The following is a 16,305-nucleotide window of genomic DNA, read 5'->3' on the forward strand; positions in this document are numbered from 1 at the left end:
CCTCCTTGCACCTCAGGTGTTGCGCTCGTAGACCATCCGCAGGCCGATCAGGGTGATCATCGGCTCGTGGTGGGTGATGGTGCGGCACTCGGACAGCACCAGCGAGGCGAGGCCGCCGGTGGCGATGACCGCGTTCACCTCGCCCAGTTCCCCGGACATCCGCTCGACGATCCGGTCCACCTGGCCGGCGAAGCCGAAATAGAGGCCGGCCTGCAGGCACTCCACGGTGTTCTTGCCGATCACCGAACGGGGCCGGGTGGCCTCCACCTTGCGGAGCTGCGCGGCGCGGGCGGCGAGCGCGTCGAAGGAGATCTCGATGCCCGGCGCGAACGCCCCGCCGAGGAACTCGCCCCGGTCGCTGATCACGTCGAAGTTGGTGGTGGTGCCGAAGTCGACCACGATCGACGGCCCGCCGTAGAGCGTGTACGCGGCAAGCGTGTTCACCACCCGGTCCGCGCCCACCTCCTTCGGGTTGTCGATGGCGAGCTGCACCCCGGTCCGCACGCCCGGCTCGACGATGACGCTCGGCAGGTCGGCGTAGTAGCGGCCCAGCATGGTGCGCAGCGAGCGCAACGCGGCCGGCACGGTCGAGCAGGCGGCCACCCCGGTGATCTCCACGGCGTCACCGGCCAGCAACCCGCGGAACATCAGGCCCAGCTCGTCCGCGGTGGAACGGGCGTCGGTCTTGATCCGCCAGGAGTGCACCAGCTTGTCGCCGTCGAAGGTCGCCAGCACGGTGTTGGTGTTTCCGATGTCGATGCAGAGCAGCACAGCGGCAGCCTAGACGGCGCTCGCGCCGGGGGTGAAGCGCGAGGAGTGAGCCGGGGTTGCGAGCCCCGCAGTCGCGAACGAAGACCAGCTCAAGTTACCTACCGCGCAGGTCGAGGGCGATGTCGAGGATCGGCGACGAGTGGGTGAGCGCGCCCACGGAGAGGAAGTCCACGCCGGTGGCCCCGTACTCGGCGGCCACCGGCAGGGTCAGCCCGCCGGTCGCCTCCAACTCGGCCCGGTCGCCCACCACGGCCACCACCTCACGTAGCTGTGCCGGAGTCATGTTGTCCAGCAGCAGGAAGCCCGCCCCGGCCTCGACCGCCTCCACCGCCTCGGCCAGCGTGTCCACCTCCACCTGCACCGGCACCTCCGGGAACGCCTCCCGGACCCGGCGGAACGCGGGCGCGATCCCGCCCGCCGCCAGCTTGTGGTTGTCCTTGATCATCGCGACGTCGTGCAGGCCCATCCGCTTGTTCGTGCCACCGCCGACCCGGACCGCGTACTTCTCCAGCGACCGAAGCCCCGGCGTGGTCTTGCGGGTGTCCAGCACCATCGCCTTCGTGCCGGCCAGCGCGTCGGCCCAGGCCCGGGTGTGGGTGGCCACCCCGGACATCCGGGAGAGCAGGTTCAGCGCCGTCCGCTCGGCGGTGAGCAGCAGCCGGGTCGGCCCGGTCACCGTGGCCAGCACGTCGCCGCGCGCCACCCGCTGCCCGTCGTGGGCCACAAGCGACACCTCGACCGTACGCCCGGCGCCTGTCACGTCGCCCACCAGCTCGAACACCGCGGCGGCCACCGGCAGCCCGGCCACCACCCCGTCCTCGCGCGCCACCAGGTCGGCGGTGTCCCGCTGGTCGGCCGGGACGGTCGCGACGCTTGTCACGTCGAGGAAGTCCGGGCCGAGATCCTCGGCCAGCGCGTCGACGACGATCCGCCGGACCCGCTCCGGGTCCAGCCCGCCGTCCCGCAGCGCCCGCACCGTCGACTCGATCATGGCTTCTGCTCCTCTGTTCCTGACGTTCGCGACTGCGGGGCTCGCAGAACCGGCTCACTCCTCGCGCTCACCCGGAGCCACCCTTCGTTCGCGACTGCGGGGCTCGCAGAACCGGCTCACTCCTCGCGCTCACCCGGAGCCACCCTTCGTTCGCGACTGCGGGGCTCGCAGAACCGGCTCACTCCTCGCGCTCACCCAACGCTCGACCAACCGTCCGTTCGGGTCCACCCCGGCCACCAGGTGACCCAGCCACCTGTCGTCGGCCGCCGGGAAGTCCTCCCGCCAGTGGCAGCCCCGCGTCTCCTCGCGGGCGTACGCGGCGGCGACTAGCGTCGACGCCACGGTGATCAGGTTCGTCGCCTCCCAGTCGGCGGTACGGGGCACCCCCCGCCCCTCGCCCAGCGCGGTGAGCGTGGCCGCGGTGCCGGTCAACGACTCCGCCGACCGGAGCACCCCCGCGCCCCGGGACATCGCCCGTTGCAGCTCCGCCGTGCCCGCCGCCGGCACCAGCCGGCCCGGCCCGCCCACCCACGCGCCGGTCTCCGCCGGCCGGGCCTGCTCGGGCAACCCGGCGGCGACGTCCTCGGCGATCCGGCGGGCGAAGACCAGCCCCTCCAGCAGCGAGTTGCTGGCCAGCCGGTTGGCGCCGTGCACGCCGGTGCAGGCCACCTCGCCGCAGGCGTACAGGCCGGGGATCGAGGTGCGACCCCGCCTGTCGGTCCGGACGCCGCCGGAGGCGTAGTGGGCGGCCGGCGCGACCGGGATCAGGTCGGTCGCCGGGTCCACCCCGATGGCCAGGCAGGACGCCACGATGGTGGGGAACCGCCGGGCCAGGAAGTCACCACCCAGGTGCCGCGCGTCCAGGAACACATGGTCGGCGCCGGACGCGAGCAGCACCCGGTGGATGCCCTTGGCCACCACGTCCCGAGGGGCCAGCTCGGCCAGCTCGTGCTGGCCGACCATGAACCGTTTGCCGTCGCCGTCGACCAGGTGGGCGCCCTCGCCCCGCAACGCCTCGGTGATGAGCGGCTGCTGCGCCAGGCCGGCGCCCGGCCCGCCGGCCGGCACGATCAGCGCGGTCGGATGGAACTGGACGAACTCCACGTCGGTGACGGCCGCGCCGGCGCGCAACGCCAGCGCCACCCCGTCCCCGGTGGAGACCGACGGGTTGGTCGTGGCGGCGAAGATCTGCCCCATCCCGCCGGTGGCGAGCACCACCGCGCGGCCGAGGATCGCGCCGACGCCGTCCTCGCTGCCCTCACCCAGCACGTGCAGGGTGATCCCGCAGGCCGGGCCGAACCCGCCCGGACCGTCGCCGGGCGCGCGTAGCAGGTCCAGCACCAGGGCGTGCTCGACCAGCCGGATCCACGGGTCGCGCCGCACCGCCGCGTGCAGCGCCCGCTGCACCTCGGCGCCGGTGGCGTCGCCGCCCGCGTGCACGACCCGGTCGGCCCGGTGGCCGCCCTCGCGGCCGAGCATCAGCGAGCCGTCCGGGTTGCGGTCGAACTCCGCCCCGATCCGCATCAGCTCGCGCAGCCGGGTCGGGCCCTCCTCCACGAGCACCCGGACCGCATCCGGGTCGCAGAGGCCGACGCCGGCGACCTCGGTGTCGTACGCGTGGGCGGCCGGGCTGTCCGCCGGGTCGAGCACCGCGGCGATGCCGCCCTGCGCCCACCGGGTGGAACCCTCGTCGATGTCGACCTTGGTGACGACCGTGACGTGCAGGCCGGCCTCGCGCAGGTGCAGCGCGGCGGTCAGCCCGGCGACACCGGAGCCGACGACGATCACGTCGGTGGTCTCCACCCAACCAGGCGCGGGTGCGGCGAGCAGCCGGGGCAGCACCGGCAGGTCGACGGTGGGTAGGTCCATGGGCACAGTCAACCCGAAGCGTCCTCGGTCCGGGCGGCGGGGGCGGGACGAGTGGTTTCGGCTACCTCGTCCGGACCGGCAGGCGGGCCGGGCCGGCGCCCTTCAGCGAGGCGGTCACCGTACGGTCGCTGAGCCACAGGTAGCACCGGACACCGCGGTCGCCGACCGCCCAGCGACCGGCGGCGGGCGGCCGGACCACCACGTCGCTGCGGTAACGCAGGATCGGGTCGGCGGGCACCCCGGTGAAGCGCGCGATGGCGGAATAGCAGCCGGCGTAGAGCGGCGCCCAGTCCGCCGGCTCCTTCGGGAAGGGGCGGTCCGGCGCCACCCACACCCCGACGAACTCGGCATCGTGTGCCCCGGCGCAGTCGGTCGGAGTGAGCCGCTGCACCCGGTGCCCGTCCCGGCTGGTGCGCTGGCAGCCCAGGCGCAGCGGGGACGGCGGCTTGAGCGCGTCGCGCAGGCTGCCCGTCCGGACCACCACGACGGCCGCCGCCTCGACCGTGTTCAACTCGGTCAGGTCGCACCGGTACCAGCGGGCCCCGGCCGTCCAGCCGACGCCGGTGGGGATCGCCACACCGAGCCGCAGCCGTCCGGCGCGCCAGTCGTCACCGACGTACGCGCCGGCCCGCTTGTCGCACTCGGTGAACGCGGCACGCAACTCCGGCGAGGTGAGCGCCGGCGGGGTTTTCCGGTCGGCGGGGAACGCACCGACGTGCACGGTCTCCACGCGGTGCGGCAGGTCGCAGTCGACCGGGTCGTAGCCCGCCAGGGCCAGGGTCGGGGTGAAGTCGGCGACCTGGCAGACCTCCGCCGCCGGGGTGAACGGCCCGGCCGGCGCGAAGGCGGCCCAGTCGTCGGTGAGGTCGCCGTCGAGCCCGCCGGACGAGGCGCACCCGGCCAACGTCGCCGCCGCGGCCAACACGGCGACGAGGCTACGCATCGCACGGCCCATCGCGCCTCCCCCAGCCCGACGACCGCCGATTCCGACGGTCCGCTCAGGGTAGCCGAAAATGACCTTCCGGTGACAGACCGCGAACCGCGGGATCGCCGGCGGGGATCAGTTCAGGGCGGCGGCCAGGGGGTTGGGGACGGGGTCTCCGGCGGTGCCGGGGGCGGCGGTGGCCGGGTCGGCACCGAGGTCGACGACCCGGTTGTCGGCGTCGACGTGCACCACCCGGGGCTGCCGGGCACGTGCCTCGGCGTCGTCCATCTGCCCGTACGAGATGAGGATGACCAGGTCACCGGGGTGCACCAGGTGCGCGGCGGCGCCGTTGATGCCGATCACGCCGCTGCCCCGCCGGCCCGGGATCACGTACGTCTCCAGGCGGGCGCCGTTGGTGATGTCCACGATCGCGACCTGCTCGCCGGGGAGCAGGTCCGCCGCGTCGAGCAGATCCTCGTCCACCGTCACCGAGCCGACGTAGTGCAGGTCGGCCTGGGTCACCGTGGCCCGGTGGATCTTCGACTTGAGCATGGTCCGGAGCATCGGGGTGCCTTTCCGCTTTCGTGGTGGGTCAGTGGCGCGGCGCGAGGTGGATCGCCGTGTTGTCGATCAGACGGGTGGCGCCGATCCAGGCCGCGATCAGCAGCCGGGCCGCGCCGGCGACCGGGCCGGGTTCCAGGTCGGGGTCGGTGAGCACCAGATAGTCGAGGCGGGCCTCCGGCGTACCCGGGTCGAAGCCCCGGTGCGCGGCGGCCAGCACCGCGCCCGCGTCGTCACCCCGCTCGGCCGCCGCGACGCCGGCGCGCAGCGCGGCGGAGAGGCTCAACGCGGCCCGCCGCTCCTCGGCGGAGAGGTAGCGGTTACGGCTGGACAGGGCCAGGCCGTCCGGCTCCCGCACGGTCGGCACACCGACGATCTCGGTCGGCACGTCCAGGTCGCGCACCATCCGGCGGACCAGGGTGAGCTGCTGGTAGTCCTTCTCCCCGAAGAACGCCAGGTCGGGGCGGGTGAGCTGGAGCAGCTTCAGGACCACGGTGAGCACACCGTGGAAGAAGCCGGGCCGGCTCAGGCCCTCCAGGTCCGCGCCGAGCGGACCCGGGTCCAGCCGCACGCTCGGCTGGCCCGCCGGGTACATCTCGGTCACCGGGGGCGCGAAGACCAGGTCCACCCCGGCCCGCCGGCAGATCTCCAGGTCCGCGTCGAGCGTGCGCGGGTAGCGGTCGAAGTCCTCGTTCGGGCCGAACTGGAGCGGGTTCACGAAGACGGTCACCAGCACGTGGTCGGCCCGCTCCCGGGCGGCCCGCAGCAGCGTCTCGTGCCCGGCGTGCAGCGCGCCCATGGTCATCACCACGCCGACCGTGCCGGTCAGCCCGTCCCGGGCCGCCGCCAACTCCTTCCGGGTGTGCACCACGCTCACCACGAGGAAGCCACCTCCATCCCGTCCAGCACGTCGAGCAACGCCGCCGCGTCCGCCGGGCGCAGCCGGCCCGCCGCGACCGCGCGGTCCGCCGTCCGTCGGGCCAACGCCAGATACGCCGGTACGGATTCCGGCGCGGTCCGCGCCAGCCGGTCCAGGTGCCGGCGTACGGTGCCCGCGTCGCCCCGGGACACCGGGCCGGTCAGCGCGTCGTCGCCGAGGCGCAGCGCGTTCTCCAGGGCGGCGCGCAGCAGCGGAGCGAGCACCTTCTCCGGCCGGTCCACCCCCGCGTCGCGCAGCCGGTCGGCCGCGTCGTTGACCAGGGTCACCAGGTGGTTGGCGCCGTGCGCGAGCGCCGCGTGGTAGAGCGGCCGGTCGGCCTCACCGACCCACTCCGGCACGCCGCCCAGGTCGGCCACCAGCCGGGCCGCGAACGGGCGCAGCGCGGTCGGGGCGGTCACCCCGTAGGAGATGCCGGCCAGGCGGGACAGGTCGTCCGGCGTACCGGTGAAGGTCATCGCCGGGTGCAGCGCGAGCGGGCGGGCGCCGGCCGCGACCGCCGGGGCCAGCACGGCCAGCCCGTGCGCGCCCGAGGTGTGCGCCACCACCTGGCCCGGGCGCAGCGCGCCCCCCGCGGCCAGGTCGGCGACCACCCCGGCCAGGGCGTCGTCGGGGACCGCGACGATCAGCAGGTCGGTGGCGGCGCGGGCCACGTCCGGGGCGGCCCGGTGCGGGGTCTGCGGCAGCAGCAGCGCGAGCCGGGCGTGGGAGGCTCCGGACCCGCCGGACGCGGCGACCACCCGGTGGCCGGCGGCGGCGAGGGCCGCGCCGAGCACGGCCCCGACCCGGCCGGCGCCGAGCACACCGACGGAGAGGGTACGGGGGAAGGCGAGCGGGGCGCGGAGGGCCCGCGGGCGCAGCGGTGCGCTCATGTCAGTGATCCAGTCCTCGGAGGGGGTACCGGTCGAGGCAAGTATGCGCCCGGGTGACAGACCGGAAACAAGAAGGTGTGAAAACCTTCACCGGCCACCCGGCGGGCCGGCGGCGGCGCGCCGTAGGGTCGGCACGGTGACGTCCGGACGCCCCGCGCTGCGCTGGCGCGACGCCATGGAGCTGGCGCTCTACGGGCCGGACGGCTTCTTCGTCACCGGCGCCGGCCCCGCCGCCCACTTCCGCACCAGCGTGCACGCCTCGCCGGTCTTCGCCGCCGCCCTGCTGCGCCAGCTCGCCGCGCTGGACGCGGCGCTGGGGCACCCCGCCCGGCTGGACGTCGTCGACGTGGGCGCGGGCCGGGGCGAGCTGCTCCACGCGCTGCTCGCGCAGGCCACGCCGGACCTGGCCGCCCGGCTCCACCCGGTGGCGGTGGAACGGGCCACCCGCCCGGACGACCTGCCACCGGAGATCGGCTGGCGCGCGGAGATCCCCGAGCGGATCACCGGCCTGCTGCTCGCCACCGAGTGGCTGGACAACGTCCCCCTGGACGTGGCAGTCCTCTCCCCGACCGGCTGGCACCACCTTCTGGTGAACCCCACCACAGGCGAGGAGACCCCCGGCCCCGCCCTCTCCCCCACCGACGCCGCCTGGCTCACCCACTGGTGGCCCCTCCCGTCCCGCCCGCACGGGTGGGGGCGGGTGGAGATCGGACGGGCTCGGGACGAGGCATGGGCGGATGCGGTGGGGCGGGTCGAGCGAGGGTTGGCACTGGCCGTGGACTACGGGCACCTGCGTCAGTCGCGTCCGTCGGACGGGACGTTGACCGGGTACCGGGACGGGCGGCAGGTGCCGCCGGTGCCGGACGGGTCGTGCGACGTGACGGCGCACGTCGCCATGGACTCGGTCGCCTCCGCCGGTGAGCGGGTCGCCCGGTGTGCGTACTCCCTGGTGTCGCAGCGGGAGGCGCTGCGGGCGCTCGGGGCCGACGGCGGTCGACCGCCGCTGAGCCTGGCCGCCCGCGACCCGGCCGGCTACCTGCGGGCGCTTGCCGCGGCGTCGGCGGCGGCCGAGCTGACCGACCCGGCCGGCCTCGGCGGGCACCTGTGGCTGCGGCAGCCGGTCGGCGTCGCCCTCGACCCGCTCGTGGCACGATGACGGGCATGACCACGGACGCCGGCGACCTCCGCGAGCTGACCGTCGGCACCGGCGCGGGCGGTGAGCAGCTCGGCACCGACATGGTGCTCAACATCGGGCCGCAGCACCCGTCGACGCACGGCGTGCTCCGGCTGCGCCTGGTGCTCGACGGGGAGAGGGTGGTCGCCGCCGAGCCGATCGTCGGCTACATGCACCGGGGTGCGGAGAAACTCTTCGAGGTACGCGACTACCGGCAGATCATCGTGCTCGCCAACCGGCACGACTGGCTGTCGGCGTTCTCCAACGAGCTGGGCGTGGTGCTCGCCGTCGAACGGCTCATGGGCATGGAGGTGCCGGAGCGCGCCACCTGGCTGCGGATGGCGCTGGCCGAGCTGAACCGGGTGCTCAACCACCTGATGTTCCTCGGCTCCTACCCGCTGGAGATCGGCGCGATCACGCCGATGTTCTACGCGTTCCGGGAACGGGAGACCATCCAGGCGGTGATGGAGGAGGTCTCCGGCGGCCGGATCCACTACATGTTCAACCGGGTCGGCGGCCTCAAGGAGGAGGTGCCGGCCGGCTGGACCGGCCGCGCCCGCGCCGCCATCGGCGAGGTCCGCCGGCGGATGCCCGACCTGGACCACCTGATCCGGCGCAACGAGATCTTCCTGGCCCGCACCGTCGGGGTCGGCGTGCTGTCCGCCGCCGACGCCGCCGCGTTCGGCGCGTCCGGGCCGGTCGGCCGGGCCTCCGGCCTCGACCTCGACCTGCGCCGGGACGAGCCCTACCTGGCGTACGACCAGCTCGACGTGCCGGTGGTGACGAAGACCGCCGGCGACTGCCACGCCCGGTTCGAGGTGCTGCTCGACCAGGTGTACGCCTCGCTCGACCTCGCCGAGCAGTGCCTGGACCGCGTGGACCGGCTGAGCGGGCCGGTGAACACGCGACTGCCGAAGGTCGTCAAGGCACCCGAGGGACACACCTACGCCTGGACCGAGAACCCGCTCGGTATCAACGGCTACTACCTGGTGTCCCGGGGTGAGAAGACACCCTGGCGGCTCAAGCTGCGCACCGCCTCGTACGCCAACGTGCAGGCGCTGTCGACCCTGCTGCCCGGCTGCCTGGTGCCGGACCTGATCGCCATCCTCGGCTCGATGTTCTTCGTGGTCGGCGACATCGACAAATGAGCGCGCCCGCCGGTGGGGCGCGGTCGGCGACATTTGCGGGACGGCACCCTTCCGCCCCTGTTCCGGGTGCACCTGATGCCGCTCCCGCAACCCCAGACGCGCCCGGACCTCGCGGCCGTCGGTCCACTCCGCCGCCCCCGCTGGCGGGCGGCGCGGGCGGTCAGCGCCAGCGGTCGGCGGCGCCCCGGGACGGCAGGCCGTAGCCGCCGGATTCCGGCTGCCGCCACTCCCGCTCGGGCTGCCGGTCCGGATCGGGCTGCCCCCACTCCCGCTCGGGCTGCCGGTCCGGCTCGGGCTGCCGGTCCGGCTCGGGCTGCCGCCACTCCGGCTCGACCTGACGCCACTCCGGCTGGCCGCCGCGCTGGGTCGGCGGACGCCACTCCCCGGGCACCGGCACCCCGCCGGACGGCAGCGCCTGTGGGTTCTCCCCGAGCCAGCCGCCGACCGGATCGTGGCGCCCCGAGCCGGCGTCGTCCGCACCGGGAGACACACCCCACGTAGAGCCTGCGTCGGAAGACGCGCCCCGGATCGCGGCCCACCGGTCCTCGATCCGGTATTCGGTGCCGCCCGCGTCGGCGTGCACCGCGGTCCGCCGTTCGCCGACGCGGAGTTCCCGCCCCTGGCCGTCGTCGTGCACCGCCGCCCAGCGGTTGCCGGCCCGCATCTCGGACCAGTGCTCTCCGTCCGGCTCGACGGCCCCCGCCCGCCCGTACTGCCCGGCCGGCGCCGCCCGGCCGTACTCCCCGGACGGCGCTCCCCGGCCGTACTCCCCGGACGGCGCTTCCCGGCCGGCCGTTCCGGCGTCGTACGGTCCCGACCAGCCCGGCGACGGCTGCTCCTCCGGCCAGGCGCCCGCTGCGGCCCGCCCCTCCGGCCCGAGCCACGCACCCGGACGGACCGGTGCGTCGTGCCGGTCCACCGGGCCGTCGTGCCGGTCCACCGGGCCGTCGTGCCGGTCCACCGGGCCGTCGTGCCAGCCCGGCCAGGGCCGATCCTCGGCACGGTCGCCCCAGCCGGCCCGCTCCGCGCCCGGCCCGGACCGCTGCTCGTCCGGCGGCCGTGCCCGGCCGTGGCCGGCCGACCAGCCGCCGTCCACCTCCCGCGACGCCCAGCCCCGCTCGCCACCGGCGGCCCGGCCGACACCCGCCCAGGGATGCCCGCCACCGGTCCGGTCCGGTCCGTCGCCACCGGCCCACCCGGCCCCGTCGCCGCTCCACCCGGCCCCGTCGCCAGGCGAGCCCGGACGGGCCCCGACGTCCCGCGGGCCGTCGTCCCGCGCGTCGGACCAGGGCCGCTCCGCGCCCGAACCGGACCACGGGCCCCCGGGCCAGGCGTCCTCGGCCGCACCGGACCGGCCCGACCACGGGTGGTCGTCCCGGTCCGCCTCGCGGTTCCCGGCCCGATGGTCGACCGGCTCGTCCCGGTGACGGTCCTCCGAGGGCGGCGGCCAGTGACCGGCATATCCGCCGTACCGGGAACCGGCCGCGTCGCCCCCACCGTCGACGATGGTGTGCCGGGTGGTGACGTGCACGGTCTCGGTGTGGTGGACCACACCGACCGGGCGATGTTCCGGCCGGGCCCCCGACTCGGGCACCCGTGCCGCCCCGTACACCCCGCCGGAGGGCCGCTCCGCGCCGTGTCCAGCGGACGACCGTGCCGGCTCCGCGCGGTAGCCCCCGGCGGGTGCCGCGCCGAGCCGGGCCGACTCGCCTCCGTGGCCGCCGAACCCGGCGTGCTCCGGCACGACGCGCCCCTCCACCGCGTACGTGTCAGGTCGCTCGACGTCGCGCGGACCCGCTCGCAGCGGGTCGGCCTGCTGGTCGTAGCGATCACCCGCCGGCCGGCTCGATGCGTCCTCGTCGTGGCCGGCCGGCTGCGCCCACCCCTCCTCGTACGCCCCGGCCACCGGCACCCGGGCCCGTCCGCCCGGACGCTCGTCGGCGGGTGCCGCAGCCAGGCCGGCTGCCGCTGCGTCGAGCCGGCGGCGCACCGCGCCTGCCGCTTCCTCAGCCCGTCGCGCCTGGTCCAGCGCCTGGTTGCCGCGTTGGGCGGCGGCCACGATCTCGGACCGCAGGTCCCGCCGAAACTGCTCCAGTTCCTCCCGCAACTCCTCGGCCACCGCGTCGCCGGCACCATGCTCGGGCCGCAGCGCGACGGAGAGCCCGATCAGCACGACGGCGAGGATCGCGAGCACGGCACCGAAGCGGAGTGTGCCGTTGCCGTCGGCGACCAGCAGGATGAGCGCCGCCAGGGGCGCCAGGCCCACACCGATCCAGAACACGACCGTCAGCAGCGCCGGGGAGCGCTTGTCGGCAGGGGCGACCGAGGCGGGCATGGGTGAGCAGACTACCGAGAGTTCCACCCGAGGGGAACGGGTCCGCACGGTCGGATGCACGCACCGCTGATCGGGCTGCCCGCCCGTACACGAGGCCGCCGGCCGGCCGATGCGACCGGCCGGCGGCAGTGGATCAACTCGTGGCGAGCGCGGCGTCGGAGGAGAAGACCAGACCGACACTCGCGGAACCGGTCTTCAGCGCGTTCTTGGTCTGCGGACCGCCCGCGTCGAGCGAGCTGAACGAGCCGGCCTTGAAGTCGTAGACCTCGACGAGCCCGGCCTGGCACTTCGGCCGCTGCGGGCACTCCGGCGGACCGGCGAGCACGGTGGCCTGACCGGAGCACTTCGCGGCCAGGTCGGAGAGCGAGGACACGCCGTACTTGTCGGCGAACGCCTTGGTCACCGCGAAGGCGTTCTGGTCCTGGGCCTGGGACGGCTGGCCGAACACCAGGCCGGCCTTGTCGCCCTCGGCCTTGAGCGCCTCCATCGTCTTGTCCAGCTCCGGCGAGGAGACCGGCTGGGCGTCCTTGCCGTTGGCCTTGGTGTTGAGGAACTCGGCCATGGTGGCCGCGTATTCCGGGACGACCTGGATCTGGCCCTTTTCCAGGGCCGGCTCGTAGAGCTCCCGGTTGCCGATGGTCTGCACCTTGACCTGGTAGCCGGCCGCGGTGAGCGCGATCTTGTAGAGCTCGGCGACGGTCTGGCTCTCGCTGAAGTTGCCGGCGCCGACCGTCACCTGGCCGCCCGGCCCCTTCTCGATCCCGTCGGTGACGCCGTTGGCGTCGGCGAACTCCTGCGCCGCCACCTGGGGGGTCTTCCGCTCGTCGTCGACCGTCCGGTTGAGCTGGATCAGCTTGGGGGTGTCGAGCTTCGCGGAGACCTTGTCCAGCGCGGCGACCAACTGCGGGGTGGCCGCCTTCGCGTTGATCGCGGGCAGGACGTTGTCGGTGTTCTGGAGCTTCTTGTCGTCGGTGAGGACGACCAGTTGGTCACCCGCCACCGGGGCGCAACCGGCTCCCGAGGCGCCCGCCTCGGGAGCGTCCGTGCCCGACGAGCCGGCGTCACCGCAACCCGTGAGAAGGCCCGCCGCGACGAGGGCGCCGAAGGCCCCCGCGGCCAGCCGTGAACGTGCGCGCATCAGGTGCCCGCCTTCCGTGTCCCGGCGCGACCCCTCCGGGCCGGCCGCGTGTCCGACGGGCGATCCGAATGCCGCCCGCGACTTCACCCAACATCCTCACCGACCCCACCGACAAATTCGGAGCGGTTTTCGTCATCCGATCGTCACCGGCCGACCGCGCGGCTGTGACCGGGAACGCAGCAAACCCGCCGGACGGGTGCGTCAGCCGCCGGCCGTGGCCGCGGCGGCGCGACGGTTCGCCCGCCGCCGGACCCGGCGCAGCGGACGCGGCGTGACCATCCGTTCCACCACCGCGAGTACGCCCTCGACAAGCATCGCCAGGCCGGCCACCAGGACACCCCCGGCGATGATCTGGCCCCCGCCCGCGGCGATGTCGAGACCGAACCCGGCCCGGATGATCTGACCCAGGCCACCGCCGTTGACGAAGGACGCGAGCGCGGCGGTGGCCACCACCTGCACGGCCGCCGTCCGGAAACCGGCCGCCAGGTAGGGCACCGCGAGCGGCAACTCCACCCGGCGCAGCACCTGCACACCGGACAGTCCCATCCCGCGCGCGGCGTCCCGCGCCTCCGGATCGGCCTGCCGGACGCCGGTGTACGCGTTCGCCAGCAACGGTGGCACCGCGAAGACCGCGAGCGCCACCACCACCGACGGCCGACCGAACCCGAGGAAGGTCAGCGGCAGGATGGTCAGCAGGGCCAGGGTCGGGATCGCCAGCGTGACGTTCGAGACCAGCAGCACCAGGCCACCGCCCCGGCCGCTGTGCCCGAGCCAGAGGCCGATCGGCCAGGCCACCAGGCAGCCGAGCAGCACCGCCAGGGCGGAGATGCTCAGATGCTCGCCGAGCCGGTCCAGCACGCCGCCCGGATTGGTCCAGTTCAGCGGATCGTTCAGCCAGATCCACGCCGCCTGCACCGGGTTCACCGAGCCGACCTCTCGCGCAACCAGGGGGTGAGCAGCCGGCCCACCCCGGCCAGGACCAGGTCGAGGACCAGCGCCAGCAGCACGCAGAGCACCGTGCCGGTCATGATCTGCGCCTTGTAGAAGTTGTTCTGGAAGCCCGCGAAGATGAGCTGGCCGAGCCCGCCCCGGCCGACCACCACCCCCACCGTGACCAGGGCGACCGTCGAGACGGTCGCCAGGCGTACACCGGTGAGGATGCCGGGCACTGCCAGCGGCAGCTCGATCCGGAACAGCCGGCCCCACCGGCCGTACCCCATGCCCTCGGCGGCCTCCCGCACCTCCGGTGGCACCTGGTTCAGGCCGGCCAGCGTGTTGCGGACGATCACCAGCAGCGCGTACAGCGCCACCACGGTCAGCACGGTCACCGCGCCGATGCCGAGATAGGGCGCGAGGAAGGCGAACAGCGCCAGCGACGGGATCGTGTAGAGCACCCCGGTCAGCGCCAGGATCGACGCGGCGAGCGACCGGAACCAGTACGCTGCCACCGCGAGCGGCAGCGCCACCAGCGCGGCGATCACGACGGCCCGGGCGGTCAGCCAGGTGTGCTCGCGCAGCGCCGCGAGGATGGTGTCAGAGTTGTCCCGCACGTACTGCCAGGAGAACCACGGATTACCCGGGGCGGCCCGGTAGCTCAGGTGGAGGAACACACGTGGACGTTACCCCGGGGACCCCCGCCGGTCACGGCGCCGCCTCGATCACGCTGGAGCGCATCCGCAAGCGCTACCCGGACGGCACCGAGGCGGTACGCGAGCTGAGCCTGGCGGTCGAGGCCGGCGAGTTGGTGGTGCTGATCGGGCCGTCCGGCTGCGGCAAGTCCACCGTGCTGCGGATGATCAACCGGCTGATCGAGCCGACCGACGGACGGATCCTGCTCGGCGACGACGACGTCACCCGGGTCGACCCGGTGACGCTGCGCCGCCGCATCGGATACGTGATCCAGAACGTCGGCCTCTTCCCGCACCAAACCGTGGCCGCCAACGTGGCCACCGTGCCGGGGCTGCTCGGGTGGTCGCGGGAGCGCACCCGGTCCCGGGTCGGTGAGCTGCTGGACCTGGTCGGCCTCGACCCGGCGCAGTTCGGCAGGCGCTACCCGCACGAGCTCTCCGGCGGCCAGCGGCAGCGCGTGGGGGTCGCCCGGGCGCTCGCCGCCGATCCGGTGGTGCTGCTGATGGACGAGCCGTTCTCGGCCGTCGACCCGATCGTCCGGACCCGGTTGCAGGAGGAGTTCCTCCGGCTCCAGGCCGAGGTCCGCAAGACCATCGTGCTGGTCACCCACGACCTCGACGAGGCGGTGCGACTCGGCGACCGGATCGCGGTGCTGTCCGAGGGCGGCGTCCTGGAGCAGTACGACACCCCCGCCGCGTTGCTCGGCTCGCCCGCCTCGGCGTTCGTCCGCGAGTTCGTCGGCGCCGACCGGGGCATCCGGCGGCTGGCGGTCACCCCGGTGACCCGCGCGGTGCTCGACCCGCTCCCGGCCGGCGACGGGACCGGCCTGCCCACCGTGACGTTGGGCAGCTCGGCCTACGACGCGCTGGGCGCGCTGCTCACCTCCGGCGCGGACCACGCCGTGGTCACCGACGACGGCCACCCGCTCGGACTGCTCACCCGGGCCCGGGTGCTGACCATGGGCGCGGTGGACTGAGCCCGGCCCGCCCGACCTGGCCGGGCCGACGATCCGGCCCAGGTCAGGCCCGGCCGCCCAGGCTGGCCAGGCCGACGACCCAGCCGGTGAAGAAGCCGTACGCGACACCGGTGCTCGCGGCCTGGAAGGCGGCGTAGAGCGTGCCGTCCGGGCCGAGGAGCGTGGCCACCAACCCGCTGAGCCCGCCGGCCAGGGCGTACGCGCCCCAACCGGAGAGGAACTGGCTGCCCGAGGCCGCCACCCGGTCCACCTGCGGGCCGGGCAGCAGATAGAGCAGCGCCGCGGCCAGCACGATCAGCAGGAGCGCCCGCAGGTTCGTGGCGAGCACCCCCTCGTCCGCCTGCCACCGCCAGGCCGGCCAGGCCAGCAGCCGCAGGAACCAGCCACCGGCGCCGGTCGGGTCGGTGTGGCCCTGCGCCCAGTCCACGTACATCGGGCTGCCGCCGACCGCCACGAGCAGGAACGCGGCGAGCGTGCCGGTCCCGGCGGCCGTGCCGTACCGGGAGACCGTGCGGGGGCTGTTGGTGCGGGCCATGGCGCGCTCAGTGCCCGGGTCGCCGCGCCGGGCAAACCTGCCCAGACGCGCGCCGACCGGCGGCCGGCGGGTGGCCACCGGTCAGTGCTTCATCAGGTAGTCGATGAAGGCGGCGCGCAGCAGCGGCGCGGACTCCTCGTAGCCGTGGCCGGTCAGCTCCCGCCACAGCGCGTTGGCCTCGTCGATGGTCGGCCCGACCGAGTTCGGCGCGCCGTCCAGGGCGGCGGCCTCGTCGGCGTTCGGCAGGTGCCGCAGCACCGACCAGAAGAACCCCACGTCGCGGCGCTCCCGGGCCAGGTGGAAGGCCTGCTCGCGCAACTCCTCGGTGGGGAGCTTGTCGAGCTCGTCGAAGGTACGGCCGCCGGGGGCAGGAGTCTCCGTCATGCCGCCGAGCCTAACCGGCGAGATCACCTCCGGCGCGCCGGACGCGACGCCGCCGCGGGC

At 74.7% G+C, this 16,305-nt stretch carries 16 protein-coding genes; 3 read left to right on the forward strand and 13 right to left on the reverse strand.

Annotation, left to right across the window (positions count from 1 at the left end; genetic code table 11):
• Positions 1-12: 12 nt before the first annotated feature.
• The 7 genes from O7619_RS01545 to O7619_RS01575 all read right to left on the reverse strand — a co-directional run bounded on the left by O7619_RS01545 (position 13) and on the right by O7619_RS01575 (position 6,926).
• Positions 13-771, reverse strand: a complete 759-nt coding sequence (locus O7619_RS01545) for a type III pantothenate kinase (protein ID WP_282285216.1) — start codon at positions 769-771, stop codon at positions 13-15.
• A gap of 94 nt (positions 772-865) precedes the next feature.
• Positions 866-1,762: a carboxylating nicotinate-nucleotide diphosphorylase gene (gene nadC / locus O7619_RS01550; protein ID WP_282285218.1), complete on the reverse strand. Its 897-nt coding sequence runs from the start codon at positions 1,760-1,762 to the stop codon at positions 866-868.
• A 129-nt stretch (positions 1,763-1,891) separates the two neighbouring features.
• A complete protein-coding gene (locus tag O7619_RS01555; RefSeq protein ID WP_282285219.1) occupies positions 1,892-3,631 on the reverse strand; it encodes an L-aspartate oxidase in 1,740 nt (579 codons plus the stop codon).
• Positions 3,632-3,692: 61 nt separating this feature from the next.
• Complete coding sequence (locus tag O7619_RS01560; RefSeq protein ID WP_282285221.1) at positions 3,693-4,586, reverse strand: septum formation family protein; 894 nt, start codon at positions 4,584-4,586, stop codon at positions 3,693-3,695.
• 105 nt (positions 4,587-4,691) lie between these two features.
• On the reverse strand, positions 4,692-5,120 hold the full coding sequence (gene panD, locus O7619_RS01565) for an aspartate 1-decarboxylase (protein WP_281590042.1): 429 nt from the start codon (positions 5,118-5,120) through the stop codon (positions 4,692-4,694).
• A gap of 28 nt (positions 5,121-5,148) precedes the next feature.
• On the reverse strand, positions 5,149-5,997 hold the full coding sequence (gene panC / locus O7619_RS01570; protein WP_282285223.1) for a pantoate--beta-alanine ligase: 849 nt from the start codon (positions 5,995-5,997) through the stop codon (positions 5,149-5,151).
• Entirely contained in the window at positions 5,991-6,926 is a 936-nt protein-coding gene (locus tag O7619_RS01575) for a Rossmann-like and DUF2520 domain-containing protein (protein WP_282285225.1), read from the reverse strand. The genes panC and O7619_RS01575 overlap by 7 nt, the downstream gene beginning before the upstream one ends.
• A gap of 175 nt (positions 6,927-7,101) precedes the next feature.
• On the opposite strand from O7619_RS01575, the gene O7619_RS01580 reads away from it, so the two are divergent.
• The gene (locus O7619_RS01580) at positions 7,102-8,082 is read left to right on the forward strand and encodes an SAM-dependent methyltransferase (RefSeq protein WP_282288625.1); all 981 of its coding nucleotides are present in this window, start codon (positions 7,102-7,104) and stop codon (positions 8,080-8,082) included.
• A complete protein-coding gene (locus O7619_RS01585; protein WP_281586296.1) occupies positions 8,079-9,248 on the forward strand; it encodes an NADH-quinone oxidoreductase subunit D in 1,170 nt (389 codons plus the stop codon). Before O7619_RS01580 ends, O7619_RS01585 begins: the two co-directional genes overlap by 4 nt.
• Positions 9,249-9,408: 160 nt before the next feature.
• Here the strand turns inward: O7619_RS01585 and O7619_RS01590 are convergent, their stop codons facing one another.
• From O7619_RS01590 to O7619_RS01605, 4 genes are all read right to left on the reverse strand, one after another.
• Complete coding sequence (locus O7619_RS01590; protein ID WP_282285226.1) at positions 9,409-11,583, reverse strand: hypothetical protein; 2,175 nt, start codon at positions 11,581-11,583, stop codon at positions 9,409-9,411.
• A gap of 133 nt (positions 11,584-11,716) precedes the next feature.
• A complete protein-coding gene (locus O7619_RS01595; protein ID WP_282285227.1) occupies positions 11,717-12,721 on the reverse strand; it encodes a glycine betaine ABC transporter substrate-binding protein in 1,005 nt (334 codons plus the stop codon).
• Between the two features lie 201 nt (positions 12,722-12,922).
• Positions 12,923-13,645, reverse strand: a complete 723-nt coding sequence (locus tag O7619_RS01600; RefSeq protein WP_282285228.1) for an ABC transporter permease subunit — start codon at positions 13,643-13,645, stop codon at positions 12,923-12,925.
• Positions 13,642-14,331 carry an ABC transporter permease gene (locus tag O7619_RS01605; RefSeq protein WP_282285229.1) on the reverse strand — a complete coding sequence of 230 codons (690 nt, stop codon included), beginning with the start codon at positions 14,329-14,331 and terminating at the stop codon, positions 13,642-13,644. The genes O7619_RS01600 and O7619_RS01605 overlap by 4 nt, the downstream gene beginning before the upstream one ends.
• A gap of 2 nt (positions 14,332-14,333) precedes the next feature.
• Between O7619_RS01605 and O7619_RS01610 the strand changes: the two genes are divergently transcribed.
• Complete coding sequence (locus O7619_RS01610) at positions 14,334-15,326, forward strand: ABC transporter ATP-binding protein (RefSeq protein ID WP_282285230.1); 993 nt, start codon at positions 14,334-14,336, stop codon at positions 15,324-15,326.
• Positions 15,327-15,369: 43 nt separating this feature from the next.
• Here O7619_RS01610 and O7619_RS01615 read toward each other — a convergent pair whose 3' ends face one another.
• Together O7619_RS01615 and O7619_RS01620 are read right to left on the reverse strand one after the other, a co-directional pair.
• On the reverse strand, positions 15,370-15,861 hold the full coding sequence (locus O7619_RS01615) for a hypothetical protein (protein WP_282285231.1): 492 nt from the start codon (positions 15,859-15,861) through the stop codon (positions 15,370-15,372).
• An 81-nt stretch (positions 15,862-15,942) separates the two neighbouring features.
• Positions 15,943-16,245, reverse strand: coding sequence for a hypothetical protein (locus O7619_RS01620; RefSeq protein WP_281586290.1), 303 nt, complete (start codon positions 16,243-16,245; stop codon positions 15,943-15,945).
• Positions 16,246-16,305 lie beyond the last annotated feature (60 nt).

It is taken from the genome of Micromonospora sp. WMMD998, from assembly GCF_029581235.1.
Lineage (GTDB): Bacteria > Actinomycetota > Actinomycetes > Mycobacteriales > Micromonosporaceae > Micromonospora.